Genomic DNA, 25,410 nt, shown 5'->3' on the forward strand with positions numbered 1-25,410 from the left:
CCGACGATGACGCATACCGCGACCACCACGACCACGAACGGCCCCGGCCCCGGCTCCGGGGAGCCGCTGCTCAGCGTCGACGAGCTGTCGGTGACCTTCGGCAGGGGTCGACGGGCCTTCACCGCCGTCGACCACGTGAGCTTCGACGTGCGGCCCGGCCAGACCGTCGGCCTCGTCGGCGAGTCCGGCTGCGGCAAGTCGGTGACCTCGCTGGCGATCATGGGGCTGCTGCCCGCACGCGGCAACACCGTCACCGGAGAGGTCCGGTTCGACGGACAGGACCTGCTGACTCTGAGCCAGGAGCAGCTGCGCGAGCGGAGGGCAGCGAGCTGGCGATGATCTTCCAGGACCCGCTGTCCTCGCTCAACCCGGTCGTGCCGCTCGGGACGCAGGTGGCCGAGGTGCTCCAGGCGCACAAGGGCATGAAGCCCGGGCCTGCCGGCCGCCGGGCCACCGAGCTGCTGGACAAGGTCGGCATCCCCGACCCGACCCCGGCTCAAGGAGTACCCGCACCAGCTCTCGGGCGGGATGCGGCAGCGTGCCCTCATCGCCATGGCGCTGGCCTGCGAGCCGCGTCTGCTCATCGCGGACGAGCCCACCACCGCTCTGGACGTGACCATCCAGGCCCAGATCCTGGCGCTGCTGCGCGAGCTCGTGACCGAGTCCGGCACCGCGCTCATCATGATCACCCACGACCTCGGGGTGGTGGCCGGCCTGTGCGACCAGGTCAACGTCCTCTACGGCGGCAAGGTCGTCGAGCGGGCCCAGCGGCACGACCTCTTCGCCCGGCCCCGGCACCCCTACACCGGTGGCCTCCTGGCCTCCATCCCCCGGCTCACCGAGGAGCGCGGCCGCCGGCTCAACCCGGTGCCCGGGTCGGTCGCCGACAACATCCCGTGGGAGGGCGGGTGCGCCTTCGCGCCCCGCTGCTCCTCCGAGGTCGAGGCCTGCCGGAGCACCACGCCGGACCTGGTGCCGGACCGGGACGGGCTCGGGCCGGACCGGCTGCTGCGGTGCCACCACCCGTTGGAGGAGAACCCGTTGGACGACATCCGCACCCACGGCCGGGAGGACGCCCATCCCGACCACCCGCAGGAGGGCACGGCATGAGCACCGCCACCCGGGAGGAGACCGGCGCCAGGTCGGAGTCCGCGCAGGACCTGCTCGTCGACGTCCGCGGGCTCAAGGTGCACTTCCCGATCAAGAAGGGCGTCATCATGGACCGCACGGTCGGCCACGTCTACGCGGTGGACGGCATGGACGTCCAGATCCGGCGCGGCGAGACCTACGGCCTGGTCGGCGAGTCCGGCTGCGGCAAGTCGACGTTCGGCCGGGCGGTGCTGCAGCTCGAGCCCATCACCGAGGGCGAGGTCCACTTCGACGGGGTCGACCTGTCCACCCTCAAGGGCGAGAAGCTGCGCGGTCAGCGGCGGCACATGCAGATGGTCTTCCAGGACCCGCTCGGCAGCCTGGACCCGCGACAGACCGTGGAGCAGCTGCTCCTGGAGGGGATGCGCGCCCACGGCATGGCCAAGGACGGCAAGGCCGCCCGGCAGCGACTGTCCGAGCTGCTGACCGCTGTCGGCCTGCCCGCAGCCGCCCTCTCGAAGTACCCGCACGAGTTCTCCGGGGGCCAGCGCCAGCGGGTCGGCATCGCCCGGGCGCTGTCGGTCGACCCGCAGCTCATCGTCGCCGACGAGCCGGTGAGCGCCCTGGACGTCTCGGTGCAGGCCCAGGTCATCAACCTGCTCGGTGACCTGCAGGAGGAGTTCGGGCTGACCTACCTGGTCATCGCGCACGACCTGGCGGTGGTCCGCCACATCAGCGACCGGATCGGGGTGATGTACCTCGGGTCCTTGGTCGAGGAGGCGGACGCGCAGGACCTCTACGACAGCCCCTTGCACCCCTATACCCGCGCGCTGCTCTCGGCCGTGCCCGTCCCCGACCCCACGGTCGAGGACACCCGTGAGCAGATCCTGCTCGTGGGCGACCTGCCCTCCCCCGCCAACCCGCCGGCCGGCTGCCGGTTCCACACCCGTTGCCCCTGGCGCCAGGAGACCCGCTGCGACGACGAGCGTCCGCAGCTGCGCGAGGTGCAGATCGAGGGAGTCCCCGGCACCCACCGGGTGGCCTGCCACTACGCCGAGCAGATCGCCTCCGGAGAGCTGCCACGGCATACCGTCGACGCCGCCCAGGAGGGCGAGGACCAGCCCTACTGGGCCGGGCCGGAGGAGGACGAGGACGTCAGCAGCGCCGGCTTCGCGGCCCGCGACATGCCGGACACCGGCGGCTGATCCGCGTCCACCGGGTCTAGCCTGAGGCCCATGAGACCAGCGAGCGCACGGGTGCTCGTCGTCCAGCACGAGGACAAGGCGCCGCCCGGCCTGCTCCTGCCCTGGCTGGAGCGTGCGGGGTTGACCTGCGAGGTGCTCCCCGCGCACGAGGGGTATGCCCTCCCCGCGACCCTGACCGAGCACGTCGCGCTCGTCGTCCTCGGCGGCTCCATGTCCGCGACCGACGACCGCGAGCACCGCTGGCTGCTGCCGACCCGGGCCCTGATCACCTCTGTCGTCGCCGGCGGTATGCCCTTCCTCGGCATCTGCCTGGGGCACCAGCTCGCGACGGTGGCGCTCGGCGGGGAGGTGGCGGCCCACCCGCAGGGGCGCACGCGGGGCCTGCTGCCCTGGTCGCCCACCCCGGCCGGGCGGACCGACCCGCTCACCCACGTGCTCGACGAGCGGGACGAGCTGCTGCACTGGAACGGCGACATCGCGACGGTGCTCCCCAGGTCAGCCGAGGTCCTCGCCCGGGCTCCCGACGGCACGGTCCAGGCGGTGCGCCTCGGTGCCCGCGCCTGGGGGGTGCAGTTCCATCCCGAGGTCGACGCCGACATCGTCCTCGGGTGGACCGAGGGACAGCAGCCCGAAGCGGAGGTCGCCGCCCTGCACGAGCTGCGCTCCCGGCAGGACGAGCTCCACCCGGCGTGGGAGCGGCTGCTGCGTCGCTTCGGCGAGCTCGCGAGCGCCCCCGCGGCGCTGCCGGCCTGACGTCGGCGTACCGGGCGGTGAGGACCACCCCGTGCCCGGCGTGGGAAGATGACGTCACGAGACGAGGGGCCCGCGCCGTCAGGAGACCGCCATGAGCGACGCAGCGATCTTCATCGCCGCCACCTTCGTCGCCGGGCTGCTCGCGACGACCATGCGGCTGCCGGCGCTCCTCGGCTTCCTGCTCGCCGGCTTCGCCCTCAACTGGCTGGGTGTCGACGAGCTGCCCTACCTCGACTTCATCGCCGACCTCGGCGTCACGCTCCTGCTCTTCGGCATCGGGCTCAAGCTCAACGTCCGCAGCCTGCTGTCCCGGGAGGTGTGGGTCACCACGGTCGGCCATATGGCGCTGTCGGTCGCCGTGGGGACGACCTTCCTGTGGTTGGTCGGCCTTCTCGGCTACCCCCTCCTGCGCGGCCTCGACCTCCAGACCCTGGCGCTGGTGGGCTTCGCGCTCTCCTTCTCCTCGACCGTCTTCGTGGTCAAGGTGCTGGAGGAGCACGCCGAGCTGCAGTCGTTCTACGGCCGGGTCGCGATCGGCATCCTGGTCATGCAGGACCTGGCCGCGGTGATCTTCATGACCATCTCGGGTGGCCGGATCCCCAGCATCTGGGCGATCCCGGTCGTCCTCGCCCTGGTGCCGGTGACCTGGCTCGGTCGCTGGTTGTGGGACCGCATCCCGCACGGCGAGATGCAGGCGCTCTTCGGGCTGGCGATGGCGCTGGGCCCCGGTTACGCCGCGTTCGATGCGGTCGGCCTCAAGGGCGACCTCGGCGCGCTCGTCGTGGGCATGCTGCTCGCCGGGCACAAGGCGGCCAGCGACCTGTCGCACTCGCTCTTCCTGCTCAAGGACCTGCTCCTCATCGGCTTCTTCGTCTCGATCGGCTTCATCGGGGTGCCCACGACCTCCTCGGCGGTCCTGGGGATGCTGCTGCTGCTCCTGCTGCCGGCCCAGATCGGGCTCTACGTCTTCCTCCTCGACCGGCAGAAGCTGCGACGCCGCACCTCGGTGAAGGCCGGTCTCCTGCTCGGCAACTACTCCGAGTTCGGGCTGATCGTCACCTCGGTGGCGGTGTCCGGCGCGATGCTGGACGAGGAGTGGCTGGTCGTGATGTCGGTCGCGGTCGCGACCAGCTTCGTCGCGGCCACCCTCATCAACGAGAAGTCGGACACGATCCTGCGCTGGGCCCGTTCGGTCATGCCCATGCACCCCTCGAACGACGTGCACCCGCACGAGCTGCCGATCTCCTTCGGCGACGCGCGGGCGGTCATCATGGGCATGGGACGCATCGGTCGCAGCGCCTACACCGAGCTGTCCGAGGTCTACGGCCTGGACGTCCTCGGGGTCGAGAACCTCCCCAGCCGGGTGGGGAAGCTGCGCGAGCAGGGTATGCGCATCGTCGAGGCGGACGCCGCCGACGGCGACTTCTGGGGCCGGTTGGAGTCGACCCGGCAGGTCGAGATCGTCGTCCTCGCCATGCCCTTCCACGGCGCCAACAAGGTCGCGCTGCAGCAGCTCACCGAGAGCGACTACGACGGGGTCATCGCTGCCGTGGCGCAGTACGACGACGAGGTGGGTGACCTGGAGGCCCGGGGCGCCGACGTGGTCGTCAACCTCTACGAGGGTGCGGGCGCCACGATCGCCGAGCGGGCCGCGGAGGCGACGACCGGCGGGCTGTGAGCCCGGAGCGTCACGGCGCGCGGGACACGATGACCGGGCAGGGGGCGCTGCGCATGAGCCGCTGGCTGACCGACCCCAGCAGGCGTCCACGGATGCTGCCGCGGCCACGGCTGCCGAGGACCAGGGCGTCCCACCCCTGCGCGGCCCCCAGCAGCGTCGGCACGACCGGGCCGCGACGGACCTCCCACTCGACCGGCACGTCGGGGTAGGCCTCGACCGCCGGTTGCAGCACCCGCACGACGGTCTCCGCGTGGCGCCGCTCCACGGCCTGCCACTCCGGGCTGCCCGGCTCGGTGACGACATACCCGTCGACCACCTCGAGGAACCAGGTGGTGAGGGCGGTGACCGACGATCCCGTGAGCTCGGCCAGCGCGAGCGCGGCGCGGGCCGCCCGGGCGCTGTCGTCGCTCCCGTCCACCCCCAGCCCGACGACCCCGTGGTCGAGCCGGTCGACGTCGACGCCGGCGTTGACGACGGCCACCGGGCGACGGGCGTGGGCCGCCACGCCGAGCGAGGTGCTGCCGAGGAGGAACTCCTCGACCGCGCTGCGGGCCCCGGTGCCGACGACGAGGAGCGCGGCGTCGTCCTGGTGCGCGAGCAGGGCCGCGGCCGGTGAGCCGCGGGAGACGTCCGTGCGGGCGACGATGCCGAGCCGCTCGGCGAGCCCGGCGACGTGCTGCTCCAGCTCGGCGACCAACTCCTCCTCGGCCTCCAGCACCGAGGTCACCGCCACCGCCTCCCCACCGGCCATCCGGGCCGCGAGCGCCTCCGGCTCGCTCGCGTGGACCACGACCAGCCCCGCCCCGGTGCGCCGCGCGGTGCGCGCGGCCCACTCCAGCGCGGCGTCGTCCATCCCGGTCCCGGCCACACCCACGACGACCGGGTGCTCGAGTCGTGCTGCCACCGCGCTCACCTCCACGGGTCCTGCGACGAGTGGCTCCAGTCTACCGCCGCCGCGCCCGTAGACTCAGGCCCTGAACGTCCCGACCGCACCTGACCAGGGAGAGGCATGTCCACGATCATCTACACCCGCACCGACGAGGCCCCGCTGTTGGCGACGTACTCGCTCAAGCCGATCATCGAGGCCTTCGCCGGGGCGGCGGGGATCGAGGTGGAGACGCGTGACATCTCGCTCGCCGGTCGCATCCTGGCGCAGTTCGCCGACCGGCTGCCGGCGGACCAGCAGGTGGGCGACGCCCTCGCCGAGCTGGGCGAGCTGGCCACCACCCCGGACGCCAACATCATCAAGCTGCCCAACATCTCCGCCTCGGTGCCGCAGCTCAAGGCGGCCGTCGCCGAGCTCCAGGCCCAGGGTTACGACCTGCCCGACTACCCCGAGTCGCCCAGCACCGACGAGGAGCGCGACGCCCGCGCACGTTACGACAGGGTCAAGGGCTCGGCCGTCAACCCGGTGCTGCGCGAGGGCAACTCCGACCGCCGCGCCCCCGAGGCGGTCAAGATGTATGCCCGCGCCTACCCGCACCCCATGGGGGCCTGGAGCAGCGACTCGCGCACCCGCGTCGCCACGATGGAGGCCGGCGACTTCCGCCACAACGAGGACTCGGTGGTCCTCGACGCCGAGGACACCCTGAGCATCCGGCACGTGGCCGGCGACGGCACGACGACGGTCCTCAAGGAGTCGGTGCCGGTGCTCGCCGGCGAGGTCGTCGACGCCACCTTCATGTCGGCCAGCGCGCTCGAGGAGTTTCTCGCCGCGACCGTCGAGGAGGCTGCCGCCGACGACGTGCTGTGGTCGCTGCACCTCAAGGCCACGATGATGAAGGTCTCGGACCCGATCGTCTTCGGGCACGCGGTCCGCGTCTTCTTCGCCGACGTCTTCGACCGCCACGGCGAGGCGCTCGCCGCGGCGGGGCTGTCGCCGAACGACGGGCTGGGCGGCATCCTGTCGGGCCTGGACGCCCTGGGCGAGCAGGCCGCCGAGGTGCGCGAGGAGATCGAGGCCCGGCTGGCCGAGCTGCCCCGCCTGTCGATGGTCAACTCCCGCAAGGGCATCACCAACCTGCACGTCCCCAGCGACGTCATCATCGACGCCTCCATGCCGGCGATGATCCGCAACGGGGGCCAGCTGTGGGGGCCCTCCGACGAGACGGCCGACACCCTCGCCGTCATCCCCGACTCCTCCTACGCCGGCGTCTACCAGGCGGTCATCGAGGACTGCAAGGAGCACGGGGCCTACGACCCGACGACCATGGGCTCGGTGCCCAACGTCGGCCTCATGGCCAAGAAGGCGCAGGAGTACGGCTCGCACGACAAGACCTTCGAGATCCCGTCCGACGGTGCCGTCGAGGTGGTCGACGGCAGCGGCGAGGTGCTGCTGCGGCACGAGGTGAGCGCCGGTGACATCTGGCGCGCCTGCCAGACCAAGGACGAGCCGATCCGCGACTGGGTCCGGCTCGCGGTGAGCCGGGCCCGGGCGACCGGGGACCCGGCGGTCTTCTGGCTGGACGAGGAGCGGGCGCACGACCGCAACCTCATCGCCAAGGTCCAGGCATACCTGGCCGAGGAGGACACCGACGGCCTGGACCTGCGCATCCTCTCCCCCGTGGACGCGACCACCCTGTCGGTGCAGCGCATCCGCGAGGGCAAGAACACCATCTCGGTCACCGGCAACGTGCTGCGCGACTACCTCACCGACCTCTTCCCCATCCTCGAGGTCGGCACGAGCGCCAAGATGCTGTCCGTCGTGCCGCTGATGAACGGCGGCGGGCTCTTCGAGACCGGTGCCGGCGGCTCGGCCCCCAAGCACGTCCAGCAGCTGCAGGAGGAGAACTACCTGCGCTGGGACAGCCTGGGCGAGTTCCTGGCGCTGGCCGAGTCGCTGCGGCACCTGGCCGAGCGGGACGGCAACGCCAAGGCCCGGGTGCTGGGCGACGCGCTGGACGCGGCCACGGGGCGGGTGCTGACCGAGGAGAAGTCGCCGGCCCGCAAGCTGGGCCAGATCGACAACCGCGGGAGCCACTTCTACCTCGCGCTCTACTGGGCGCAGGCGCTCGCCGAGCAGACCGAGGACGCCGAGCTGGCCGAGCGCTTCGCGCCGGTCGCGGCCCAGCTGGGCGAGCAGGAGACCGAGATCGCCGACGAGCTCGTCGCGGTGCAGGGCAGCCCGGTCGACCTCGGCGGCTACTACCAGCCGGACGACGCCAAGGCCTTCGCCGCGATGCGGCCCTCGGCGACCTTCAACGCTGTGATCGACGCCTTGCGTGACTGACGGGCCGGGGGTCCGCCGCGACGGGTCCGGCGGACCCCTGCCTCACCTGGGGCTGCTCGCGCTGGTCGCGGTCGGTCTCGTCGCGGTCAACCTCCGGCCCGGCGCCACGTCGGTCGGCCCCGTGCTGGCCGAGCTCGAGGCCGGGATCGGCCTCAGCCCGGCGGCCGCCGGGGTGCTGAGCGCGCTGCCCGGGCTCTGCTTCGGGGCGCTCGGCGCACTGGCGGTGCCGCTCTCGCGCCGCCTGGGCCTCACCGGGACCATCCTGCTCGGGCTGGTCGTCGTCGCCGCCGGGCTGCTGCTGCGCGTCCTCACCGGTGGGGCGGTGACCTTCGTGCTGCTCTCCGCGCTCGCGCTGGGTGGGATGGCCGTGGGCAACGTGCTGGTCCCTGCGTGGATCAAGCGGCAACCCGCGGACCGGGTGCGGCTCATGACGGTCTACGGCACCGGGCTGACCGTCGGCGGAGCCTCCGGCGCGGCCCTGGCTGCCCCCGTCGCCGCCGCGGCCGGGAGCGACGGGTGGCGCCCGTCGCTGGGGCTCTGGGGGCTGGCCGCCGTGTCGGCACTGCTGGTCTGGCTCGTGGTCGCCCGCCGCGAGCGCGGCGCCGTGGTGCCGGAGGACGGCGGGGGTGCTGCCGGCCGACTGGTCCGCTCCCCCACGGCGGTCGCGCTGACCGCGATGTTCGGCGTGCAGTCGATGAACGCCTACGTGCAGTTCGGCTGGCTGCCGGAGATCTACCGCGACGCGGGGCTGTCCGCCACCGTCGCCGGGCTGCTCACCGCCATGCTCACGGGCCTGGGCATCGTCGGGGGCCTGGTCATGCCGACCGTCATCGACCGGTCGCGCACGCTCGCGCCGTGGATGGTCGCCTTCGGGGGCCTCGCGGTGCTGGGGTATACCGGGCTGTTCCTCGCCCCGGCCACCCTCCCCTGGCTCTGGGCCGGGTTGCTGGGGCTCTCCGGCTGGGCCTTCCCCACCGTCATCGCGCTCATCAACGCCCGCAGCCGCCACCCGCGGGTGACGGCGCGGCTCTCCGGCTTCGTGCAGCCGGTGGGCTACCTCATCGGCGCCTCCGGACCGTTCCTCGTCGGGCTCATCCACGCCTGGACCGGCGACTGGCGCCTGGTGCTGGCCCTGCTCGCGCTCAGCGGCGTGGCGCTCACGCTCACCGGCCTGCGGGTGTCCCGGCCGGTCTTCGTCGACGACGAGATGGCCCCGGCAGACCCCGGAGGCGCCCCGGCCTGAGCCCCTGTCCCGCGCTGCGGGAGACCGTCAGGCTCGCTGCGCCAGCCCCTTGACGTACTCGGCCTGCCCCAGGTGCTTGATCGCGTCCTCGAGCACCGAGAACACCCGCACCCCCACGGTCACCGGCGGGTCGAAGGAGTCGTCGAGCACCCGCTCCATCTCCTGCGCGTCCAGCCCGGCGACGAGGCGGTGCGTGAGCTCGTGGACGGCACCGGCATACCCCACGAGCAGGTCCGGGTCGCTCAGCTCGAACCGGCCGACCTCCGCGGGGTCCTGCCCGTAGCCCATCGCGTCCGGCGGGTAGGGCAGGTCGAGACGCTCGCTCCACCCCTGGTCCCACGCCTGCTCCTTCCCCGAGAGCTGGGCGAGCTGGGCGTCCTGCTGCCGGAGCAGGTGCCAGAGCAGCCAGCCCACGGGGTTCGCCTCGTCGTCCGGCCGCCACCGAAGCTGCTCGGGCGACAGCCCGTCGAGCACGGCACCCACCCCCTCCTCCACGCGGGAGAAGCCGTCGGCGAGCAGGTCCTGGAAGGTGTCCATCGGCAGCACGGTAGCCCTGCCCCCTGACAGCAGCCATGCGATCCGCGATGCTGGGGGCATGCAGACCACCACGTTGAACGTCTGGACGGGAGGCGAGGAGGTCGTCCTCGACCTCACCCGTGAGTGCGAGGGCTTCGTGTCGGGACGGGGCGACGGGCTGCTCCACGTCTTCGTCCCGCACGCCACCGCGGGGCTGGCGATCATCGAGACCGGCGCGGGCTCCGACGACGACCTGCTCGCGGCCCTGGGCGACCTGCTGCCGGCCGACGACCGGTGGCGGCACGCGCACGGCGCGCGCGGCCACGGCCGGTCGCACGTCATGCCCGCGGTCGTCCCGCCCTACGCCACCGTCCCCGTCGAGGGCGGGAGGCTGGCGCTCGGCACCTGGCAGAGCATCTGTCTCGTCGACCTCAACGTCGACAACGCCGAGCGGAAGGTCCGGCTGGACTTCCTCGAGGGCTGACCAGGGACGCGCTCGGCGCACCGCGCGGTCACTCGTCCTCGGGGAGGGACAGGTGGACGTCGCTTCGCGAAGACCACCGTGCCGACGTGACGTATCGTTCCGGCACGATCTCACCCCATGGTCTCGACGAGGAGAACGACACATGGCACCGAGACGACTGCCCTTCATCGTCACGCTCCTGACAGCTGCCGCCCTCGTGACGGGCTGTTCGGACGGGGAGGACTCTGGCACCGACTCCTCGGCACCGACCGCCGAGGCCGACGCGGCGGTGGACCAGCGTGTGACGGAGGCCGAGCAACGGGCCTCGGAAGCAGAGGCACGCGTCTCCGAGCTCGAGTCCGAGCTCGAGTCCCGCTCGGCAACAGGCGGAGGAGGCCGAAACCCGGGCCGACGACGCGGAGAGCCGGGCCGAGGAGGCGGAGGCTGCCGCGCTCGCCGCGGGTGAGGAGGCCGCGGCCGAGTCCTATCTCGAGTTCAGTGGCTTCTCGCGGCAGGGCCTCATCGACCAGCTGGTCTTCGAGGGCTACACACAGGAGCAGGCGACCTACGGGGTGGACCAGACCGGCCTCTGACGGCCAACCCACGCCACCGGGTACCGCGACGACGGGAGGACGACCCATGGACGACCTGGAACCCTTGCCCGCCGGACCTGCTCCCACCCGCGACGAGCTGCTGATGCTCGAGGGCACGGGATGGGACGGTTCCCTCGGCGACCTGCGCCGGGACCCCGTCACCGCGGTGTGACGTCCGCCCGGGCCCGACCCTGACGCCAGCCTGGGGCCTGTGTGGTCGGCCCCCGCTAGGCTGACGCGCCATGCAGCGCCGCCTCCCACGCCCCGCGGTGCTGGGGTATGCCGCCGGCAGCGTAGGCACGGGTGGGTTCAGCACGCTGCCGGGGCTGGTGCTCGCCTACTACCTCACCGACACCCTCGCCGTCCCCGCGCTGCTGGCCACCGTGGTGGTCGTCGTGCCGAAGGTCTGGGACGTGCTCATCGACCCGCTGGTGGGCGCGCGCAGCGATCGCGACGCCGCGACCAGGGCAGGCCGCACGCGCCTCATGCTCCTGGGCGCGCTGACCCTCCCGCTGGGTTTCGTCGGGATGTTCGCCGTCCCGACCGGGCTCGGGCCGGTCGCCGCGGGCGCCTGGGTGCTGGGCTGCTTCGTGCTGGCGACGACGTCCTTCTCCTGCTTCCAGGTGCCCTACATCGCGCTCCCCGCAGACCTCACCGGCGACTACGCCGAGCGGACCCGGGTCATGGCCTGGCGCATCGCCCTCCTCGCCCTGGCGATCCTGCTCGTCGGCGCCGGCGGTCCGGCGCTGCGCGACGCGGCGGGCGGCGGCCACCGCGGCTACCTCGTCATGGCGCTCGGCATCGCCGTGCTGCTGCTCGCCGGCATGCTCGCGACCGTCGCCGGTACCCGGCGGCATCTCTCCTCGACCCGGGCAGCCGGCTCGTCCACCTCAGCGCTCGCGGGCTACCGCGCCGGGCTCGCCGCGTGGCGGGAGGAGCGGGCATACCGCACGCTGCTGTCCGTCTTCGTGCTCCAGGCGCTCGCGACCGGCGTCATGCTCGCCGCGGCGCAGTACGTCGCGGCCTACACCCTCGGCGACCAGACCGCGCTGACCTTCCTCTTCGCCGCCCTCGTCGCCCCCGCGCTGCTGGTCATGCCGCTGTGGACGCGGTATGCCGCCCGCCGCGGCAAGGCGGGCGCGCTGCGGGTCGCCTCGCTCGCCTTCGCCGCGGCGACGCTGGCCCTGGTGGGGATGCTGTGGGCGCCGGGCTGGTGGGTCTACCTCGCGGTCGGCGTCGCGGGCGTGGCCTACGCCGGCATGCAGCTCTTCCCGCTCGCGATGCTGCCCGACGTCATCAGCGCAGCCGGCCGCGAGCGCGGCGGCGCCATGAGCGGGCTGTGGACCGCCGGGGAGACCACCGGCCTGGCCCTGGGGCCCGTGGTCGTGCTCGTGCTGCTCGGCCTCACCGGCTTCCGCTCCAGCGCGGCTGGGGAGGTCCTGGCCCAGCCTACGGCGGCGACCACAGCCATCGTGCTCGCCTTCTCGATCGTCCCGGCGGCTCTGGTCGCGTCGAGCCTCCTCCTGCTGCGGCGCTACGACGAGCCGGCCCTCACCACCGCCCCTTCGACGAGAGGTCTGCCGTGACACACCGTTTCACCGACCACGACGAGGCGGGACGTGACCTCGGCGCCGACGTGCTCGCCCGGCTCGACGCCTACCGGAGCGCCGACGCCCCCACCCACGGTGGTCGGGTGCTCAGCTACGTCTACGACAGCGGCCTGGCCGAGCTGGACGCGCTCGCCGGCGCGGCTGCCGCCCGTGTCCAGGCGGTCAACGCGCTCGACCCCACGACCTTCCCGTCGGTGGCGCTGCTGCAGGCCGACGTCCTCCGGTTCGCGCGCGAGGTGCTCGGGGGCGGCCCGGACACTGCGGGAGCGGTGACCTCGGGCGGCACCGAGAGCATCCTGCTCGCCGTGCTCGCGGCCCGGGAACGCTGGCGCGAGCGCCACCCGGGCAGCACCGCCACCCCCCGCGTCGTCGCGCCGAGCACGGCCCACGCCGCCTTCCACAAGGCCGCCCACTACCTCGGGCTCGACGTGGTCACCGTCCCGGTCGACCCGGGCACGGGCACCCTGCCCGCCGAGCGGCTCGTCGCGCGCCTCGACGACGCGACCGCATTGGTGGTCGTGAGCGCACCGGCATACCCGCACGGCGTGGTCGACCCGGTCGGGGCGGTCGCCACAGCGGCAGCCGAGCGCGGCATCCCGTGCCACGTCGACGCCTGCGTCGGCGGCTTCGTCCTGCCGTGGTGGCCAGGCGCTGGGGCGTGGGACCTGTCCGTCCCCGGGGTCACGAGCATCTCCGCCGACCTGCACAAGTTCGGCTACGCCCCCAAGGGTGCGTCGGTGCTCCTCTTCGCCGACCCCGCACTGGACCGGGCGCGCTACTACGCGCTCACCGGCTGGCCCGGCTACCCGGTGGTCAACCCCACGGCGTTGGGGTCGCGCTCGGCGATGTCGTTGGCGGCGGCGTGGGCGGTCCTCACCCGCCTCGGGCCGCAGGGGTATGCCGATCTCACGGCGCGCGTGGTCCAGGCGACGACCGCGGTGCGCGGGGTGGTGGACGGGATCGTCGGGCTGCGGGTGCTCGGCGACCCGGTCGGCCCGTTGCTCGCGGCGGCGGCGGACACCGAGGTCACCGAGGCGGACCGGGTGGACCCGCACGCGTGGGCAGCGGCGGTGGCGCGGCGCGGCTTCGTGCTGCAGGGGCAGCCCGGGATGACGCAGACCGACGGCTCGAGGATCCCGCGGTCGACGCACCTGACGATCACGCCCGTCACCTCGGGGGTGCTGGAGGAGCTGGGCGCCGCGCTCGTCGCCGGGGCGGACGAGGTCCGCGGTCGGGACGGCGCGGGCCTACCTGCGCAGGAGGTGGCGGCCCCACCGGATCCCGCGCTGCTCGCGCGAACGGCCTGGGAGAGCGGCGAGCTGGACCTGGCGTCGGTGCTAGGGCTCATCGAGGCGCTGCCCCGCGAGCGCAGCGCCGCCCTGCTCATGGACTTCCTGGCGGAGTTCGGCGAGGGGCCGACGCAGGCCTGAGGGCACCGCGGCGAGGACCGACCGCTGCCCGCGCGTTCCTCGCTCAGTCGCCGCGCCTGCGGCGCCGCCAGCCGTCCCAGAGGGCCGCGGCGAGGGCGAGCAGCAGGATCACCAGGGCCGCCCCGATCGCCGCACGCAGGCCCCCGCCGGGGTCCGACGTCTCGCCCGCACCCAGCTGGTAGGCCGTGATGAGCACGGCGGCGCCGATGGCCGAGCCGACGCGCTGCCCGGTCTGCAGCGCCCCGCCGGCCGCGCCACCCATGCGCGGCGGCACGTCGGCGAGGGTGAGGGTGAAGTTGGGCGAGACGACGGCGCCGCCGCCCAGCCCGGCGAGGAGCAGCGGCAACGCGAGCGCGGCCCACAGCCACGGCCGGTCCTGGGCCCAGCCGGCCAGCAGCGCCATGAGCACCAGGCCGGTCATCATGACGGCCAGGGCGTAGATGACGAGCGGGCGCCCGACCCGGGAGACCGCCCGCCCGGCCCACGGCGAGGAGACCGCGGAGCCGACGGCGAAGGGTGTGAGGAGCAGACCGGTCGCCAGGGTGGAGTAGCCCAGGCCGTCCTGGAGGTAGACCGAAAGCACGAGGAAGACCCCGGTGAAGCCGGTGAAGTAGAGCGAGCCGACGACGATGCCGTTGCCGTAGCCCGGCGTGCGGCGCAGCAGCGCGATGTCGAGGAGCGGAGCACCACCGGTCCGGCTGAGGCGGCGCTCCCAGGCGACGAAAGCCCAGCCCAGGGCCGGCACCCCGGCCAGCAGCACCAGCAGCCGCGTCTCCCCGGACTCCAGCGCCACTACCGGCAGCAGCAGGCAGAGCACGGCGAGGCCGAGCAGGACCGCACCGACCAGGTCCAGGCGGGCGTCCGCGGACTCCCCCTCGACCCGAGTGTCGGGCACCATCCGGGCGATCGCCACCAGCAGGACCGCGCCGATCGGCACGTTGACGAGGAAGATCCAGCGCCAGCCGCCGTCCTCCCCGGCCAGCGCGATGATGACCCCGCCGAGCACGGGCCCGACCGCGGAGGCCACCGAGACCACGAGGCCGAAGAGCCCGAACGCCCTCCCCCGCTCGGGCCCGTTGAAGAGCTCCTGGATGAGCCCGGTGTTCTGCGGCGACAGCAGCCCCGCCGAGACGCCCTGGAGGAGCCGCGCGGCGACGAGGACGCCCGCGGTCGGCGCCAGACCGCACGCCGCGCTGGCCAGGACGAAGCCGGCCAGCCCGATGAGCATGAGCCGCCGCCGGCCCCAGGCGTCGCCGAGCCGGCCGCCGGTGACGAGCACGAGGCCGAAGCTGAGGGCATACCCGGAGACGACCCACTGGATCGTGGCGGCCGAGGTGTCCAGGCCGCTGCGCATCGACGGGATCGCGACGTTGACGATCGTGACGTCCAGCAGCGACATGAAGCCGACCGCCAGCGTCACGGCGAGGATCCGCCAGCGTGCCGGGTCGGGAGCGGGATCGGCGGTCGTCGTGCCGGAGGTGTCCTCAGCCGTCACGGCGCGCCTTCATCACCCACCCATGCTAGGCGGGCGCACCGGCAGACCGCCCCTCGGGCTGGCTCTCCCGGCGGCCCGTCTGGGAGCCGGCTCGTCAACTTCCCGCCGGTATGTCACTCGACAGCCCCCTCGAGGAGGCTCGTGAGTGACATACCGGCTCACAGTTGTCCGGGCGGGCGGCAGCCGGCACCCCTCCCCCGGCTAACCTGGAAGGACCCCCACTCGTAAAGGAGCACCATGCAGAACTCGTCTATGCCGCGCACCACCCTGGTCCTGGGCGTCCTGCTCATCGCCGTGGGCGTCATCGGCTGGCTCGCCGCCGGCATGTCGAGTTGGACCGCCCTCATCCCGGCGATCCTGGGCGTGGTGCTGGCGGTCTGCGGCGTGCTGGGGCGCAGCAACCCCAAGGTGTGGATCCACGCCGCCCTGGTGGTCGCGCTCATCGGCGCACTGGGCACGCTGCGCAACGTCCTCGGGCTCGGCGACCTGCTCGCCGGCGAGGCCGAGCGCCCGCTGGCCGTGATCTCCGGCACCATCAGCTTTGTGCTGCTGGTGGGGTATGTCGTGCTCGGCATCCGCTCCTTCGTCGCCGTGCGTCGCGAGCGCCGCTCCGCCGTGAGCTGACACCTAGCCTCAGCCAGGGTCGCGAGGGTCCTCACTGACAGAATCGGTCGGATCGCCTCGATCTGCTTCCCCGCGGCGTCTTCTGCACGATCCAGCTCGTAGTGACTCTGCAGGTTGATCCAGAACTCAGCCGAGAGGTGCCGAAGTACTTCGCCAGGCGCAGCGCCGTGTCCGCCGTGATCCCTCGCTTGCCGTGCACGATCTCGTTGATGCGCCGGGGCGGCACCCCGATCGACCCCGCAAGCTTGTTCTGCGTGATGCCGAAACCCTCGATGAAGTCCTCCATGAGAACCTCACCAGGATGGATCGGGGCCATCTTGTCGGTGGTAGTCAACGATCTCACCTCCTCTGGTCCGGCGTCAGTCCACACGAAGCAGACCCGCCACTGGTCGTTGATCCTGATGCTGTGCTGGCCGGCCCGGTCGCCCTTCTGCAGCTCGAGCCGGTTCCCAGGGGGGACGCGGAGGTCGGCAAGCGACTCCGCGGATCCCACCTGCCGAAGCTTGCGCGATGCCACACGATGGATCCTCGGATCGATCGAGCGCACGCGCTCACGACGCCACAGCCGTTCGCTCTCCTTGCTGCCGAACGATCTGATCACGCGACTGGGTATATAACGCGATCCGTTATACCCCTAGACGTTGAACCGGAACTCCACCGAGTTCCGGTACGTACAGCCATTACGCGACCCGCCCCTCAGACGAACAGATGGGCGTCCAGGCCACGCTCCGCGAAAGACCTGCTACTTCGTCGTCGCGCCATCGAGCTGGCGATGAAGAAGACTGGCGAATCCGAGGTACTCCAACGCTTGCTGAGGATCCCGGGGCCGGAAGAGGTCGTGCGCCCTTGGGTTCCGCACTCCGAGCATCGCCCCACGGAAGAGCGCTGCGAACCCCTCTTGCTCGTCCTTTCCGCTCTGACCGGAAGCTGTGGACACGTAGACCCGCGGGTCCGAGCCGCCGAACACCTCGCCCATCAACTTGACACCGGACTGCGTGGATCCAGTGAGCTCCCGCACGCGGACTTCGATCGACTTGAATGCCTCGCTCACGGCGGCTTCGTAGTGCCCGTCGGCGAAGAGTTCGCTCGAGGAGCTGATGACCTCCTCATGAAGGTTTTCGATCGACAGTCGCCGCACGGGTGCTATGCGGCTCGGCGGCGCAGCGCCCCATGTCACGTGGATGTGCTCCATGCCGCGGAACGATGCTCCCGTGGGGTTGTTGACGTCGACGGTCGCCGCGACCTTCCGGGTCGTGCCGCCCCGTGGGTCTGGGAACTCCACGACATCGCCCTCGTAGATCGGAGTGTCTACAGCGAAGAACCCGGTCTTGGCCTGGATGTGCGCCTCCACATCAAATCGCTGCTCGTCTTCGGTACCGGGGTTGTGGACGATGGTGACCGTCGTAGTACCGAAAGTGCGGAAGTGAGACGGAAGCGGTGCCATGTTCCCAATGATGCCAGCGACTGCCGAGCACCGCCGGCAGTTCCGTGCCACGGCAGCCGCCCCTCGGCCGCTCCCTGGCGGAGGCATGCGAGAGACTCGCCTCATGGCCCGCAAGCAGCACTTCCCGACTGATCTGTCCCCCAGACACGGCATCCAGACACGGCATCGCGCTGCAAGATGCCTCCTCAGGAACGCCGACCGGCTTCTGCGGATCCGCCGAGGACCTGAAACCGTGATCCTGCTGCAACCTCTACGAGTTGCCCGCAGATCCCGCCAAGATGGATTCGTGCAAACGCCTGACGCCACAACGGAAACTGCAGAACGAGTGCGGCAGTGATCGGCGACTCCGTCCCTTGGAAGGAGGCCCTCGGTCGGATCGCTGTTGACGTCGAGAGGCGTGCGGGTCAGAAGCGATGGACGGACCGTACGGGCTTCCTTGTGGAGCGCGACGTCATGGTCGCGAGCTTCGCCATGCGGAAGCTCTTGGACACCCCTGGGAAGATTAGCGATGATGCCTCGGCCGAATACGTGCAGGTGCTCTCGCATCCTCTCGTCGGACAGCAGCCCGACTTTTGGAGCCGCCACGAGTTCTGGGAGATGTTCGACCTCGAGCAGGGCACCCACGAGCGGATCTCGGTCCGTGAGTTCTGCAACCGCGTCATCCACAGCGTTGTGTTCTCGTTCAACGGCAGCGAAGAGCCGCCACACAGGCTCGAGGGGATCTTCGTCGCATCCGACTGGAGCAGCAGGAGGTCGTTGACCTACATCGAAGTCTCAGAACTTGTCCGCGTGCTCAGGATCTATGCCGTAGACGACGTCGTCTACATGACGATGCATCGTGATGCGGACGGCAGCATGCACGTCACCAATGCATCCCGTGAGCGACCGCGCGACCCTGAGTATGGCTCACCGCAGGGAATCCAAGGGTTCATTTCGACCCTTGGCTTCCACCAGTTTCGGCACAGACGCACATCTACCGACCAGTGGTGACCTCCGAGGAACAGGTCGCTCAGGAGCCGGAGGCCGAGGTGACCAGCCACTCGCCCGAGGTCCGCGAAGTCGCCCTCAGCTGTGGGTGCTCCTGCACGATCTCTCGTTGCCGTTCCGCCGGCAAGCCAAGCTCGTGCAGGACGTTGAGGAGCACGACCGCGGTCGTCACTTCGACGACGGCGATCAGCTCATCGAAGGAATGGTTCGGTGTATTTCCCTCGTGCGCGAGGTCATTGCGGGCCCGCGTCGTCCTCTTCGCCCAGCGAGCGACGTCCGGCACCAGCAGTGCGATCGCTTCCTGATCGGGTCGCGCGGCGAGGGCATGGAGACGGTCCCGGAGCGTCGGATCATTGCGGATGGCCCCTTTAAACCTGTCCTGATGATCTTCGGGGACCTGGGCCAGCATCGCCTCACGCATCGCCGCGAACTCCGCCTTGGGGAAGGGCTTCTCGTCGATGCGGAGATTGCGGTGCAGAACCTCAGCAGCGCCCACGGCCGTCAGCAGATTGTTCTCGACGAAGCGAGCCGGCGCGTAGCGCAGGCCCAGGACCATGTTGGTCGCTGCCTGCAGGCGGCCATGGGCCTCGCACCAGCGGGGCAGGACCTCCTCGAACGGGAGCGAGGCGCAGGTGAAGAACACGCGGTGGTGGTCGACGACCTTCGCGTCGTGCTTGCCGAGCGCGGTGGGCGAGTAGAGCACGTCGGCTCGCCGGCGCGGCAGGGGCTGACCGTTCGGCAGGAGCGACTCGGTCCCGGCCACCTCGAGCCTAAGCCAGATCACGCCTGCCGCGCGGTGCGTCGCCAAGGCGATCAGGTCCTGCACCAGGCTCGCCGCTTTCAGCGCCTCGTTCAGCGCGAATGGTTCGGCTGGGAAGACTTGGATGGAGACGGTATCCCTCATGCGTCCGACGCTTCCGCCCTTGCGCTGGTCGAAGTACGGAAGCGTGTGTGTATGCGCGAGGCGATACTCGGTGCCGTCGACCACTACCGACTGAGCCTTGACCGGCTTCACCGAGATGCGCCCGGTCCCGTCGATTTTCCCGTCGGCAGCGCCGAGGAATCCTTCGAACACGGACGATGCCGCCCAGAGCCCCAGATCCTCGACCGAGATCTCGACCCCGGAGAACGTCTGGTCGTCCTCGCCGCTGACATGCGCGCCGATGATTGCGACCGCTGCGGTCACGGTTTGCGTGTCAGGGCTCGCCACGCGCGCGCCGAATGTTCTCTTGCTGCTTATCGGGACTGAGCCGAGGAGGGTGATCTCTCGCTGCTCGGCGACCCCGTGGATCAGGTCCCACGTCCTGGTGCCCTCGTGGTACGCCGTCACCCCAGGCGCAGGGTTCGACATGATCCGGTCCTCGAACGCGCCGATAAGCGAGAGCGAGAGGCCCCCATCAGCGTCGTAGCGGAGGACGCCCGGGACCTGGTCGTCAGGGTTGTCCGGCAACCACCACAAACCAGCCCATTCGCCGGTCCCGTCGAGGTTCAGTGGGTCGTTGGCCATCGTTCTCCCCTGCAAAGCTCATTCCCATCTCGCCGCCAGATGTCAGATTGAAAATCTAAACTCCACCGCGTTCCGGCACGTAGAACCATCACGGTGATCAGACCAGCGAGATCACGAATCCGTCGGCACAGGCGCGCCGGACAGGATGCTGTAGACGAACATGTCCTTCCGCTGCTGACCCACCTGCTGCCACGATCGCAAGAACCCTTCTCGCTGATATCCACATCGTTCGGCAGCTCGCCACGACCCCTCGTTCCAGGGCTCGACGAACAATTGAAGTCGCTCGACCTCATCCAACGTCAACGCCCAGTCCGTCAACGCTTGCAGAGCAGCTGTGAGATAGCCGCGCCGTCGATGACCGGGGCCGATCCAGTAGCCCGTGGTTGCGCGAGCCTCGTCGATGTCGCGCAGCCAGAGTCCGATCTGGCCGACGGCCGCATCGGTCTCCGAGTCTGCGATGGCGAAGGAATAGCCGGCACCTGACTTAAGGCGTGAGTGCTGCCTCGCGATGTACTCCACCGCGTCGCGTCGGGACCCACTGGTGGGCACCGTGGTGATCCAGGGGATCAGGTCATCAGAGGCAGCCGAGACGACGAGACCCGCATCTCGCTCCTCGAAGGCCCTGAGCACGACCGGTCCGCGGCGCAAACGCGGCAACGTGTCAGGCAGCGCCATGCAGTGACCAATCTTCGAAGGACAGGAGACTGCTCGCGCAGCATGCACGCACGTGGGTCACGGTCATGCGATCGGCAACGGGGTGATCGACGCGATCTGATCCCCCACGAGGTCCTCCGCGCGATCGAGCTCGTAGTGGCTCTGCAGGTTGATCCAGAACTCAGCCGAGGTGCCGAAGTACTTTGCAAGGCGCAGCGCAGTGTCCGCTGTGACCCCCCGCTTGCCGTGCACGATCTCGTTGATCCGCCGGGGTGGGACGCCGATCGACACGGCGAGCTTGTTCTGGGTGATGCCGAATCCCTCGATGAAGTCCTCCATGAGGACCTCCCCTGGATGGATCGGCGCGATCTTGTCAGTGGTAGTCAACGATCTCCACCTCCTCCGGTCCGGCGGCCGTCCACACGAAGCAGATCCGCCACTGGTCGCTGATCCTGATGCTGTGTTGGCCAACTCGATCACCCTTCAGCGGTTCGAGCCGACTACCGGGTGGGACGCGGAGGTCGTCGAACACCTCCGCGGATCCCACCTGACGAAGCTTGCGCAACGCGACCCGATGGATCCTCGGATCAAGGGACCGCACGCGTTCACGACGCCACAGCCGTTCGGTCTCCTTGCTGCCGAACGATCTGATCACGCGGCCAACATATAACGCAGACCGTCATTAACGCTAGACGTTAAACCGGAACTCCACCGCATTCCGGCACATACCAACCTGTGGTTGCGTGTCTGGCTGGCATCGCCTCGGCCCCCACCTCGCCCCTTCCGGAGACGCAGAAGGTGGGGCAGCGGGGGCACGCGACCCGATCTCGCGTCCGCCTCTGTCGGCAGCCCCTGATAGGACATAATGACAGGTGACTGCGACCCACAGGGAGGTGACTTGGTGCTGCCTGCACTTGACGAGCAGACGGGCCTGCTTCCGCTGGGCCGATTCGGCGCGTCGTTGGAAGAGATCAAATCCCACTACGTTGACGATCCCCGGTTCGCGAAGTCGGCGACCCGCGCCGAGATCTGGCAGCACTTCGAGTCCGCTACCGACGGCATCCGCTCTGTCGTCCCCGTGGTGTGCGTATGGGTGGGTGGCAGCTTCCTTACCGACAAGATCGATCCTGACGACATCGACCTCGTCTACTGGGGCGAAGACGTGCTCGTTGACCAGGTGACCGACCCCAAGGATCGGTACATCCTGCAGATGTTCGGGATGAACCAGGTCCGACCAGCGACGGGCCTGCGCGTTGATACTCGATACTGCCTATGGCACGTGTTCCCCGAGGCGGACCGCGCCCACTCAGTCGAGCACCAGTCATATGCGTTGAATCGTGGCTACTGGGATGACTTCTGGATGCGCAAGCGCAACGGCGCGAAGGAAGATCCTCCGCAACGGCCGGATGCCCTACCGCAGCGCGGCTACTTCGAAGTGACTCTGGACGGTTTCCATGGCGTTTGACTGGGAGCAGTTCAAGGCCAACGTCCAAGGCGAAGCTGAGTGGCAGGACGCAGATGATCTTGCGCGCATGAGCATCGAGACTCTGCGCGCTGAGCACGGCTTGCTGCGGCGCGACGCTTCTTCAGGGTCTCTGCGCCTGACTGGGCCAGGAATCACGATCCACTCGGGAGCGATCGACGGGATTGCTGACACGCTTCGCAATTTTCAGCGCCTGGTGCTTGCGACAGGCCTCGCGGTGAAGGGGCACAAGTCGTTGCGTGGGCAACCGCCCGCCGACGTCGTCTCGAAGACCCGACTGAACCTCAATGGTTCACCACTGCCGGGAAGCCTCATCCTGCAGATCGTGCCGACGACTTCGCCAGCGGACGAGATCTCACCCCATGGCCAAGTCGGGCTGTTCGGAGACGACAATGCAGAGCCCCAGTTGATCGACACCGCCATGAAGCGAGCACTGGGACTGCTCGAGGACGGACGTCGTCTCGGCCCAGATGCCGACACCAGTGACTTCTTGGCGCGCATCCGCGAGTACGGACCGCGCGTCGCCACGACGTTGCGCGACTTCTCGACAGGTCTGGTGAAATCAGGGTTCGAGCCTGATCTCACTTGGTCCCAGCCTCGCCAGGCGCGCCTGCGCACGCGCCTCTCCACGGCTGAACTCGCTCACATTGGAGAGCTCATCGCTTCTCGGGAACTCGAGCTCGAGCCGACCACCATCCGCGGCATCTTGCGGACTGTCAGCGAGATCAGCGCTTGGCAGCTGGAGATCGAGGACGGCGAGATCGTCAAGATCGACGCGAAGAAGATCCCTGCGGCGAACACTGCAACGCTGCGCACCGGCATGTCAGTTTCAGTCGATGTGTCAGTCACGGAAGAAACCGGCCCTGCCGGCGAAGTTAAGCCCAAGTACACGGCGACGTCGTTCACAGTGCTGAGCAACCCGTAAGGCCGAGTCGTTACACCACATCTAGTCCAACGGCTGGATCCGGAGGTTGGTCCGCGGCGGCAAATCCCAGCCGTGACGCGCATGAATTTCCCTAACCAACTCTTCCGCGTTGACCTGGAGCTTGGCAAGTGCAGCCGCGTCGTGGCCGACTGATCGTAAATGGCGCAGGTTGCTGCTCAGCGCGTGCGCCCAACTCATCAGCGGGTCGAGGTTCGCCACCCGCCGCTCAACGGTGTCGCCGGGCTTGGCGGCCTCCATCACCTGGCGGCCGACCTGAGTTAGGTCAAATGGCTTAGTGCCTTGGATCGGTCTGCCCGAGGTCGTTCAGGAGGGCGTGCTCGTCGGGGCCGAGTGCTGGTGGCAGGGTGCGGATGGCGCCGTTGGCTTCGATGGTGGCCGAGCGCAATGGGCGCAGCTGGCGCAGGACTCGGCGTAGCGAGAGCCCGGTGCGGGCCTGGACGGTGCGGGCGATGGCCAGGGCGGTGAACACGATGGTCAGGTGGGCCTCGATGGAGTCGCGACGTCGGGCGAACAGGGGCCGGGCCCGCAGGTCGCTCTTGGACATCCGGAACGACTGCTCCACGTGCCACAGGTCGGCGTAGGAGCTGATCACCTCGGACGCGGGCAGCACTGTGGTCGGGATGTTGGTGACCAGGCCCTTCAGCCCGGCGAGTCGTCGGGCCCGTGCCAGCGCTGCGTCGTCCAGGACCAGACCGTCGGTGCGGGTCTTGACGAACCGGGGCGTGCGGGCGGGTTTGTTGCCCTCGATCGCTGCCTTGGCGCGGTTCTCCTGGGCGGTGAGGGTCTTGTTGTCCCGTGCGAACCGTCTGGCCGAGTAGGACCACACCGCCCGCCACGAGGTCGGGTACTGCTCCGGGTCCCACACCGGCTCGGCGCGCAGGGCGGGGTCGTTCCCCTTGTTCTTGCCAGCCTTGGGGGTGAGGGTGTCGATGACCTGGCCGTCGGTGAACGCGTCCCCGTGCCAGCGGAAGTGCGAGGCCAGGTCGATCGGGGCCTTGGCGTTCTTGGACCCGACGATGAAGGTGTGCCCGGCCTCGTCCAGGGCCTTCAGATTGGCCGCGGACAGCATCCCGGCGTCCGCGACCACGACCAGGTCGTTGATCTGGTGCCGGGCGGCGAAGGCCTCGATGATCGGCACGATCGTGTGGGTCTCGGCCTTGTTGCCCTCCCAGCACCCGATCTCTAGTGGGAACCCACCCCGGTCAACCAGCAGGCCGACGATGATCTGGGGGTCGACTCGTCGTTCCTTGGAGTACCCGACCTTGCGCAGCGCGTCCTCGTCGGCTGCTTCGAAGTGCAGCGTGGTCACGTCGTACAGACACAGCGACACATCTTCGCTGGCCCGGGCGTGCTGGAAGCACAGCTTGGCGATCTGGTCCCGGTAGGCCCCGTCCTGGCAGCGCCTCAGCGTGCGACTGCGGGTCGACAGACTCGCGGAGACCCGGCCCAGGTCAGCCAGCACCCGGTCGGCGTCCAGCAGGCTGGTCGGCTCGACCAACCGGGCGATGACCAGGTCGCGGAACACCTCATCACCCAGGGCGTCGAACCCCAAGTCGGTGTACACCCCGGCCAGGGCGTCGTACAGCACCGCCGAGGAGGTGCGCAGCACCTGCGGTGCGGCCACCACCGCGCGCCGGCCCACCGGCCCGGCCGGGTCGTCGAACAGCGTCGCCGCGGACGGTGCCGGCACCATCGCTGCTCGGGGCACCGGTATCGACAGTCCCAGGTCCAGCTCGCCCTGAGCGTCGCCCTCGAGCAGTTGGCGTGCCTGAGCCATCAGCAACCCGAGCTCGGCCCCGTCGTGCGCTGATCCCACGTGGCGCACGATCCGCCGCCGCCCGTCCACGGACTCCGCAATCTGTACCGCGGTCGCCCCCGAGGCCGTCCGCACCCGCCGGATCCACGCCATCCCACGATCCTAGGACCCCGATTAGTGCCTCAACGACGCACTAAGCCACCACATCGTGCCAGGTCATAGACTCGCCGGCCCGATAATCACGGACCGGTGACCCAACTCAGGGCCGATGGTCGCGCCCAGCGTGCGCTCGGCCTCCAGCCACGAGTCGATACCATCCCAGCCGTCGAGCTGGTCGACGAGCGCGATCGACGTGATGCGCAGGTTGGCGAGCCGCTCCCCCACCGGCTCGGCCGTCGGATCGAACCCGATTAGGCGCTGCACGGCTTCCTGCACCGCGAACCAGCGTGCGTCCTCGGCCGCCTTGCGCGACTCGGCGAGTGCCTCGTTCGCGCGCTTGTTCGCTTGGTAAGTGCCGACGCCGGCGATCAGCAGCGACAGGGCCGAGATCACCAGCGCGAGGACATCCATGGCTCGATCCTGCCACTACAAGAAGCAGTTCCTGAAGCACTTCCGGCTATTGCTTGCCCGAGGCGCGTCAGCCGACTAACCCGCGCTCACTACGATGCTCCGCGCGGCGACCAATCCCTACAGCGCGAATCTCCA

The 25,410-nt window shown here is 70.1% G+C and carries 24 protein-coding genes and 4 pseudogenes; 15 read left to right on the plus strand and 13 right to left on the minus strand.

Translation table 11 applies throughout. The features are described 5' to 3' along the window. Window positions 1-6: 6 nt before the first annotated feature. From FU792_RS11450 to FU792_RS11465, 4 genes and pseudogenes are all read left to right on the plus strand, one after another. Window positions 7-1,110, plus strand: a pseudogene (locus FU792_RS11450) (ABC transporter ATP-binding protein). Then, window positions 1,107-2,294, plus strand: a complete 1,188-nt coding sequence (locus FU792_RS11455; RefSeq protein WP_022925083.1) for an ABC transporter ATP-binding protein — start codon at window positions 1,107-1,109, stop codon at window positions 2,292-2,294. Before FU792_RS11450 ends, FU792_RS11455 begins: the two are co-directional and overlap by 4 nt. A gap of 30 nt (window positions 2,295-2,324) precedes the next feature. Further along, window positions 2,325-3,047 (plus strand): type 1 glutamine amidotransferase, encoded by a 723-nt coding sequence (locus tag FU792_RS11460; protein ID WP_149814777.1) that lies wholly within the window; start codon window positions 2,325-2,327, stop codon window positions 3,045-3,047. 91 nt (window positions 3,048-3,138) lie between these two features. After that, complete coding sequence (locus FU792_RS11465) at window positions 3,139-4,725, plus strand: cation:proton antiporter domain-containing protein (RefSeq protein WP_022925085.1); 1,587 nt, start codon at window positions 3,139-3,141, stop codon at window positions 4,723-4,725. Between the two features lie 10 nt (window positions 4,726-4,735). Here the strand turns inward: FU792_RS11465 and FU792_RS11470 are convergent, their stop codons facing one another. Continuing rightward, a complete protein-coding gene (locus FU792_RS11470) occupies window positions 4,736-5,629 on the minus strand; it encodes a universal stress protein (RefSeq protein ID WP_143554042.1) in 894 nt (297 codons plus the stop codon). Between the two features lie 105 nt (window positions 5,630-5,734). Between FU792_RS11470 and FU792_RS11475 the strand changes: the two genes are divergently transcribed. Continuing rightward, a complete protein-coding gene (locus tag FU792_RS11475; protein ID WP_022925087.1) occupies window positions 5,735-7,954 on the plus strand; it encodes an NADP-dependent isocitrate dehydrogenase in 2,220 nt (739 codons plus the stop codon). Further along, window positions 7,947-9,197 carry an MFS transporter gene (locus FU792_RS11480; protein WP_022925088.1) on the plus strand — a complete coding sequence of 417 codons (1,251 nt, stop codon included), beginning with the start codon at window positions 7,947-7,949 and terminating at the stop codon, window positions 9,195-9,197. Before FU792_RS11475 ends, FU792_RS11480 begins: the two co-directional genes overlap by 8 nt. Before the next feature lie 27 nt (window positions 9,198-9,224). On the opposite strand, the gene FU792_RS11485 is transcribed toward FU792_RS11480, so the two are convergent. Beyond that, window positions 9,225-9,734: a mycothiol transferase gene (locus FU792_RS11485; protein WP_033418889.1), complete on the minus strand. Its 510-nt coding sequence runs from the start codon at window positions 9,732-9,734 to the stop codon at window positions 9,225-9,227. A 58-nt stretch (window positions 9,735-9,792) separates the two neighbouring features. Between FU792_RS11485 and FU792_RS11490 the strand changes: the two genes are divergently transcribed. The 5 genes and pseudogenes from FU792_RS11490 (at window position 9,793) to FU792_RS11505 (ending at window position 13,809) form a co-directional block, all read left to right on the plus strand. Continuing rightward, window positions 9,793-10,197, plus strand: a complete 405-nt coding sequence (locus tag FU792_RS11490) for a YjbQ family protein (protein WP_149814778.1) — start codon at window positions 9,793-9,795, stop codon at window positions 10,195-10,197. A gap of 464 nt (window positions 10,198-10,661) precedes the next feature. Continuing rightward, a pseudogene (locus tag FU792_RS17985) lies at window positions 10,662-10,769 on the plus strand (Ltp family lipoprotein); the annotation flags it as partial. Between the two features lie 46 nt (window positions 10,770-10,815). Beyond that, entirely contained in the window at window positions 10,816-10,941 is a 126-nt protein-coding gene (locus FU792_RS18535; protein WP_022925092.1) for a hypothetical protein, read from the plus strand. A gap of 70 nt (window positions 10,942-11,011) precedes the next feature. Beyond that, window positions 11,012-12,355, plus strand: a complete 1,344-nt coding sequence (locus tag FU792_RS11500; RefSeq protein WP_022925093.1) for an MFS transporter — start codon at window positions 11,012-11,014, stop codon at window positions 12,353-12,355. After that, window positions 12,352-13,809 carry a pyridoxal phosphate-dependent decarboxylase family protein gene (locus FU792_RS11505; protein WP_022925094.1) on the plus strand — a complete coding sequence of 486 codons (1,458 nt, stop codon included), beginning with the start codon at window positions 12,352-12,354 and terminating at the stop codon, window positions 13,807-13,809. The genes FU792_RS11500 and FU792_RS11505 overlap by 4 nt, the downstream gene beginning before the upstream one ends. A 43-nt stretch (window positions 13,810-13,852) precedes the next feature. On the opposite strand, the gene FU792_RS11510 is transcribed toward FU792_RS11505, so the two are convergent. Continuing rightward, the gene (locus FU792_RS11510; RefSeq protein ID WP_022925095.1) at window positions 13,853-15,304 is read right to left on the minus strand and encodes an MFS transporter; all 1,452 of its coding nucleotides are present in this window, start codon (window positions 15,302-15,304) and stop codon (window positions 13,853-13,855) included. Window positions 15,305-15,541: 237 nt separating this feature from the next. Between FU792_RS11510 and FU792_RS11515 the strand changes: the two genes are divergently transcribed. Continuing rightward, entirely contained in the window at window positions 15,542-15,928 is a 387-nt protein-coding gene (locus FU792_RS11515) for a hypothetical protein (protein WP_028131028.1), read from the plus strand. 41 nt (window positions 15,929-15,969) lie between these two features. Here FU792_RS11515 and FU792_RS11520 read toward each other — a convergent pair. The 3 genes and pseudogenes from FU792_RS11520 to FU792_RS16795 all read right to left on the minus strand — a co-directional run. After that, window positions 15,970-16,262: pseudogene (locus FU792_RS11520) on the minus strand (HigA family addiction module antitoxin); the annotation flags it as partial. Further along, window positions 16,222-16,529 (minus strand): annotated as a pseudogene (locus FU792_RS18900) (type II toxin-antitoxin system RelE/ParE family toxin). The pseudogenes FU792_RS18900 and FU792_RS11520, both read right to left, overlap by 41 nt. 141 nt (window positions 16,530-16,670) lie before the next feature. Next, window positions 16,671-17,372 (minus strand): TIGR02391 family protein, encoded by a 702-nt coding sequence (locus tag FU792_RS16795; RefSeq protein WP_161600248.1) that lies wholly within the window; start codon window positions 17,370-17,372, stop codon window positions 16,671-16,673. Window positions 17,373-17,705: 333 nt separating this feature from the next. On the opposite strand from FU792_RS16795, the gene FU792_RS16800 reads away from it, so the two are divergent. Next, complete coding sequence (locus FU792_RS16800) at window positions 17,706-18,362, plus strand: hypothetical protein (protein ID WP_022925098.1); 657 nt, start codon at window positions 17,706-17,708, stop codon at window positions 18,360-18,362. Window positions 18,363-18,381: 19 nt separating this feature from the next. Here the strand turns inward: FU792_RS16800 and FU792_RS11540 are convergent, their stop codons facing one another. The 4 genes from FU792_RS11540 to FU792_RS11555 form a co-directional block, all read right to left on the minus strand. Then, window positions 18,382-19,866, minus strand: coding sequence for an ApeA N-terminal domain 1-containing protein (locus FU792_RS11540; protein WP_022925099.1), 1,485 nt, complete (start codon window positions 19,864-19,866; stop codon window positions 18,382-18,384). A 111-nt stretch (window positions 19,867-19,977) separates the two neighbouring features. Further along, window positions 19,978-20,541 carry a GNAT family N-acetyltransferase gene (locus FU792_RS11545; protein ID WP_022925100.1) on the minus strand — a complete coding sequence of 188 codons (564 nt, stop codon included), beginning with the start codon at window positions 20,539-20,541 and terminating at the stop codon, window positions 19,978-19,980. A gap of 63 nt (window positions 20,542-20,604) precedes the next feature. Further along, the gene (locus FU792_RS11550) at window positions 20,605-20,907 is read right to left on the minus strand and encodes a HigA family addiction module antitoxin (protein ID WP_028131029.1); all 303 of its coding nucleotides are present in this window, start codon (window positions 20,905-20,907) and stop codon (window positions 20,605-20,607) included. Then, window positions 20,894-21,175 (minus strand): type II toxin-antitoxin system RelE/ParE family toxin, encoded by a 282-nt coding sequence (locus FU792_RS11555; protein ID WP_028131030.1) that lies wholly within the window; start codon window positions 21,173-21,175, stop codon window positions 20,894-20,896. The genes FU792_RS11550 and FU792_RS11555 overlap by 14 nt, the downstream gene beginning before the upstream one ends. 246 nt (window positions 21,176-21,421) lie before the next feature. Between FU792_RS11555 and FU792_RS11560 the strand changes: the two genes are divergently transcribed. Together FU792_RS11560 and FU792_RS11565 are read left to right on the plus strand one after the other, a co-directional pair. Beyond that, on the plus strand, window positions 21,422-21,985 hold the full coding sequence (locus FU792_RS11560) for a DUF6932 family protein (RefSeq protein ID WP_022925102.1): 564 nt from the start codon (window positions 21,422-21,424) through the stop codon (window positions 21,983-21,985). Further along, the gene (locus FU792_RS11565) at window positions 21,975-22,928 is read left to right on the plus strand and encodes a hypothetical protein (RefSeq protein ID WP_022925103.1); all 954 of its coding nucleotides are present in this window, start codon (window positions 21,975-21,977) and stop codon (window positions 22,926-22,928) included. The genes FU792_RS11560 and FU792_RS11565 overlap by 11 nt, the downstream gene beginning before the upstream one ends. 21 nt (window positions 22,929-22,949) lie before the next feature. Here FU792_RS11565 and FU792_RS11570 read toward each other — a convergent pair whose 3' ends face one another. From FU792_RS11570 to FU792_RS11580, 3 genes are all read right to left on the minus strand, one after another. Next, entirely contained in the window at window positions 22,950-23,186 is a 237-nt protein-coding gene (locus FU792_RS11570; protein ID WP_237740022.1) for a hypothetical protein, read from the minus strand. Between the two features lie 34 nt (window positions 23,187-23,220). Then, entirely contained in the window at window positions 23,221-24,858 is a 1,638-nt protein-coding gene (locus tag FU792_RS11575) for an IS1634 family transposase (protein ID WP_022926331.1), read from the minus strand. Window positions 24,859-24,921: 63 nt separating this feature from the next. Further along, window positions 24,922-25,275: a hypothetical protein gene (locus FU792_RS11580; protein ID WP_022926217.1), complete on the minus strand. Its 354-nt coding sequence runs from the start codon at window positions 25,273-25,275 to the stop codon at window positions 24,922-24,924. Window positions 25,276-25,410: the final 135 nt, after the last annotated feature.

Source organism: Serinicoccus marinus DSM 15273, from assembly GCF_008386315.1.
GTDB classification, from domain to species: Bacteria; Actinomycetota; Actinomycetes; order Actinomycetales; family Dermatophilaceae; genus Ornithinicoccus; species Ornithinicoccus marinus.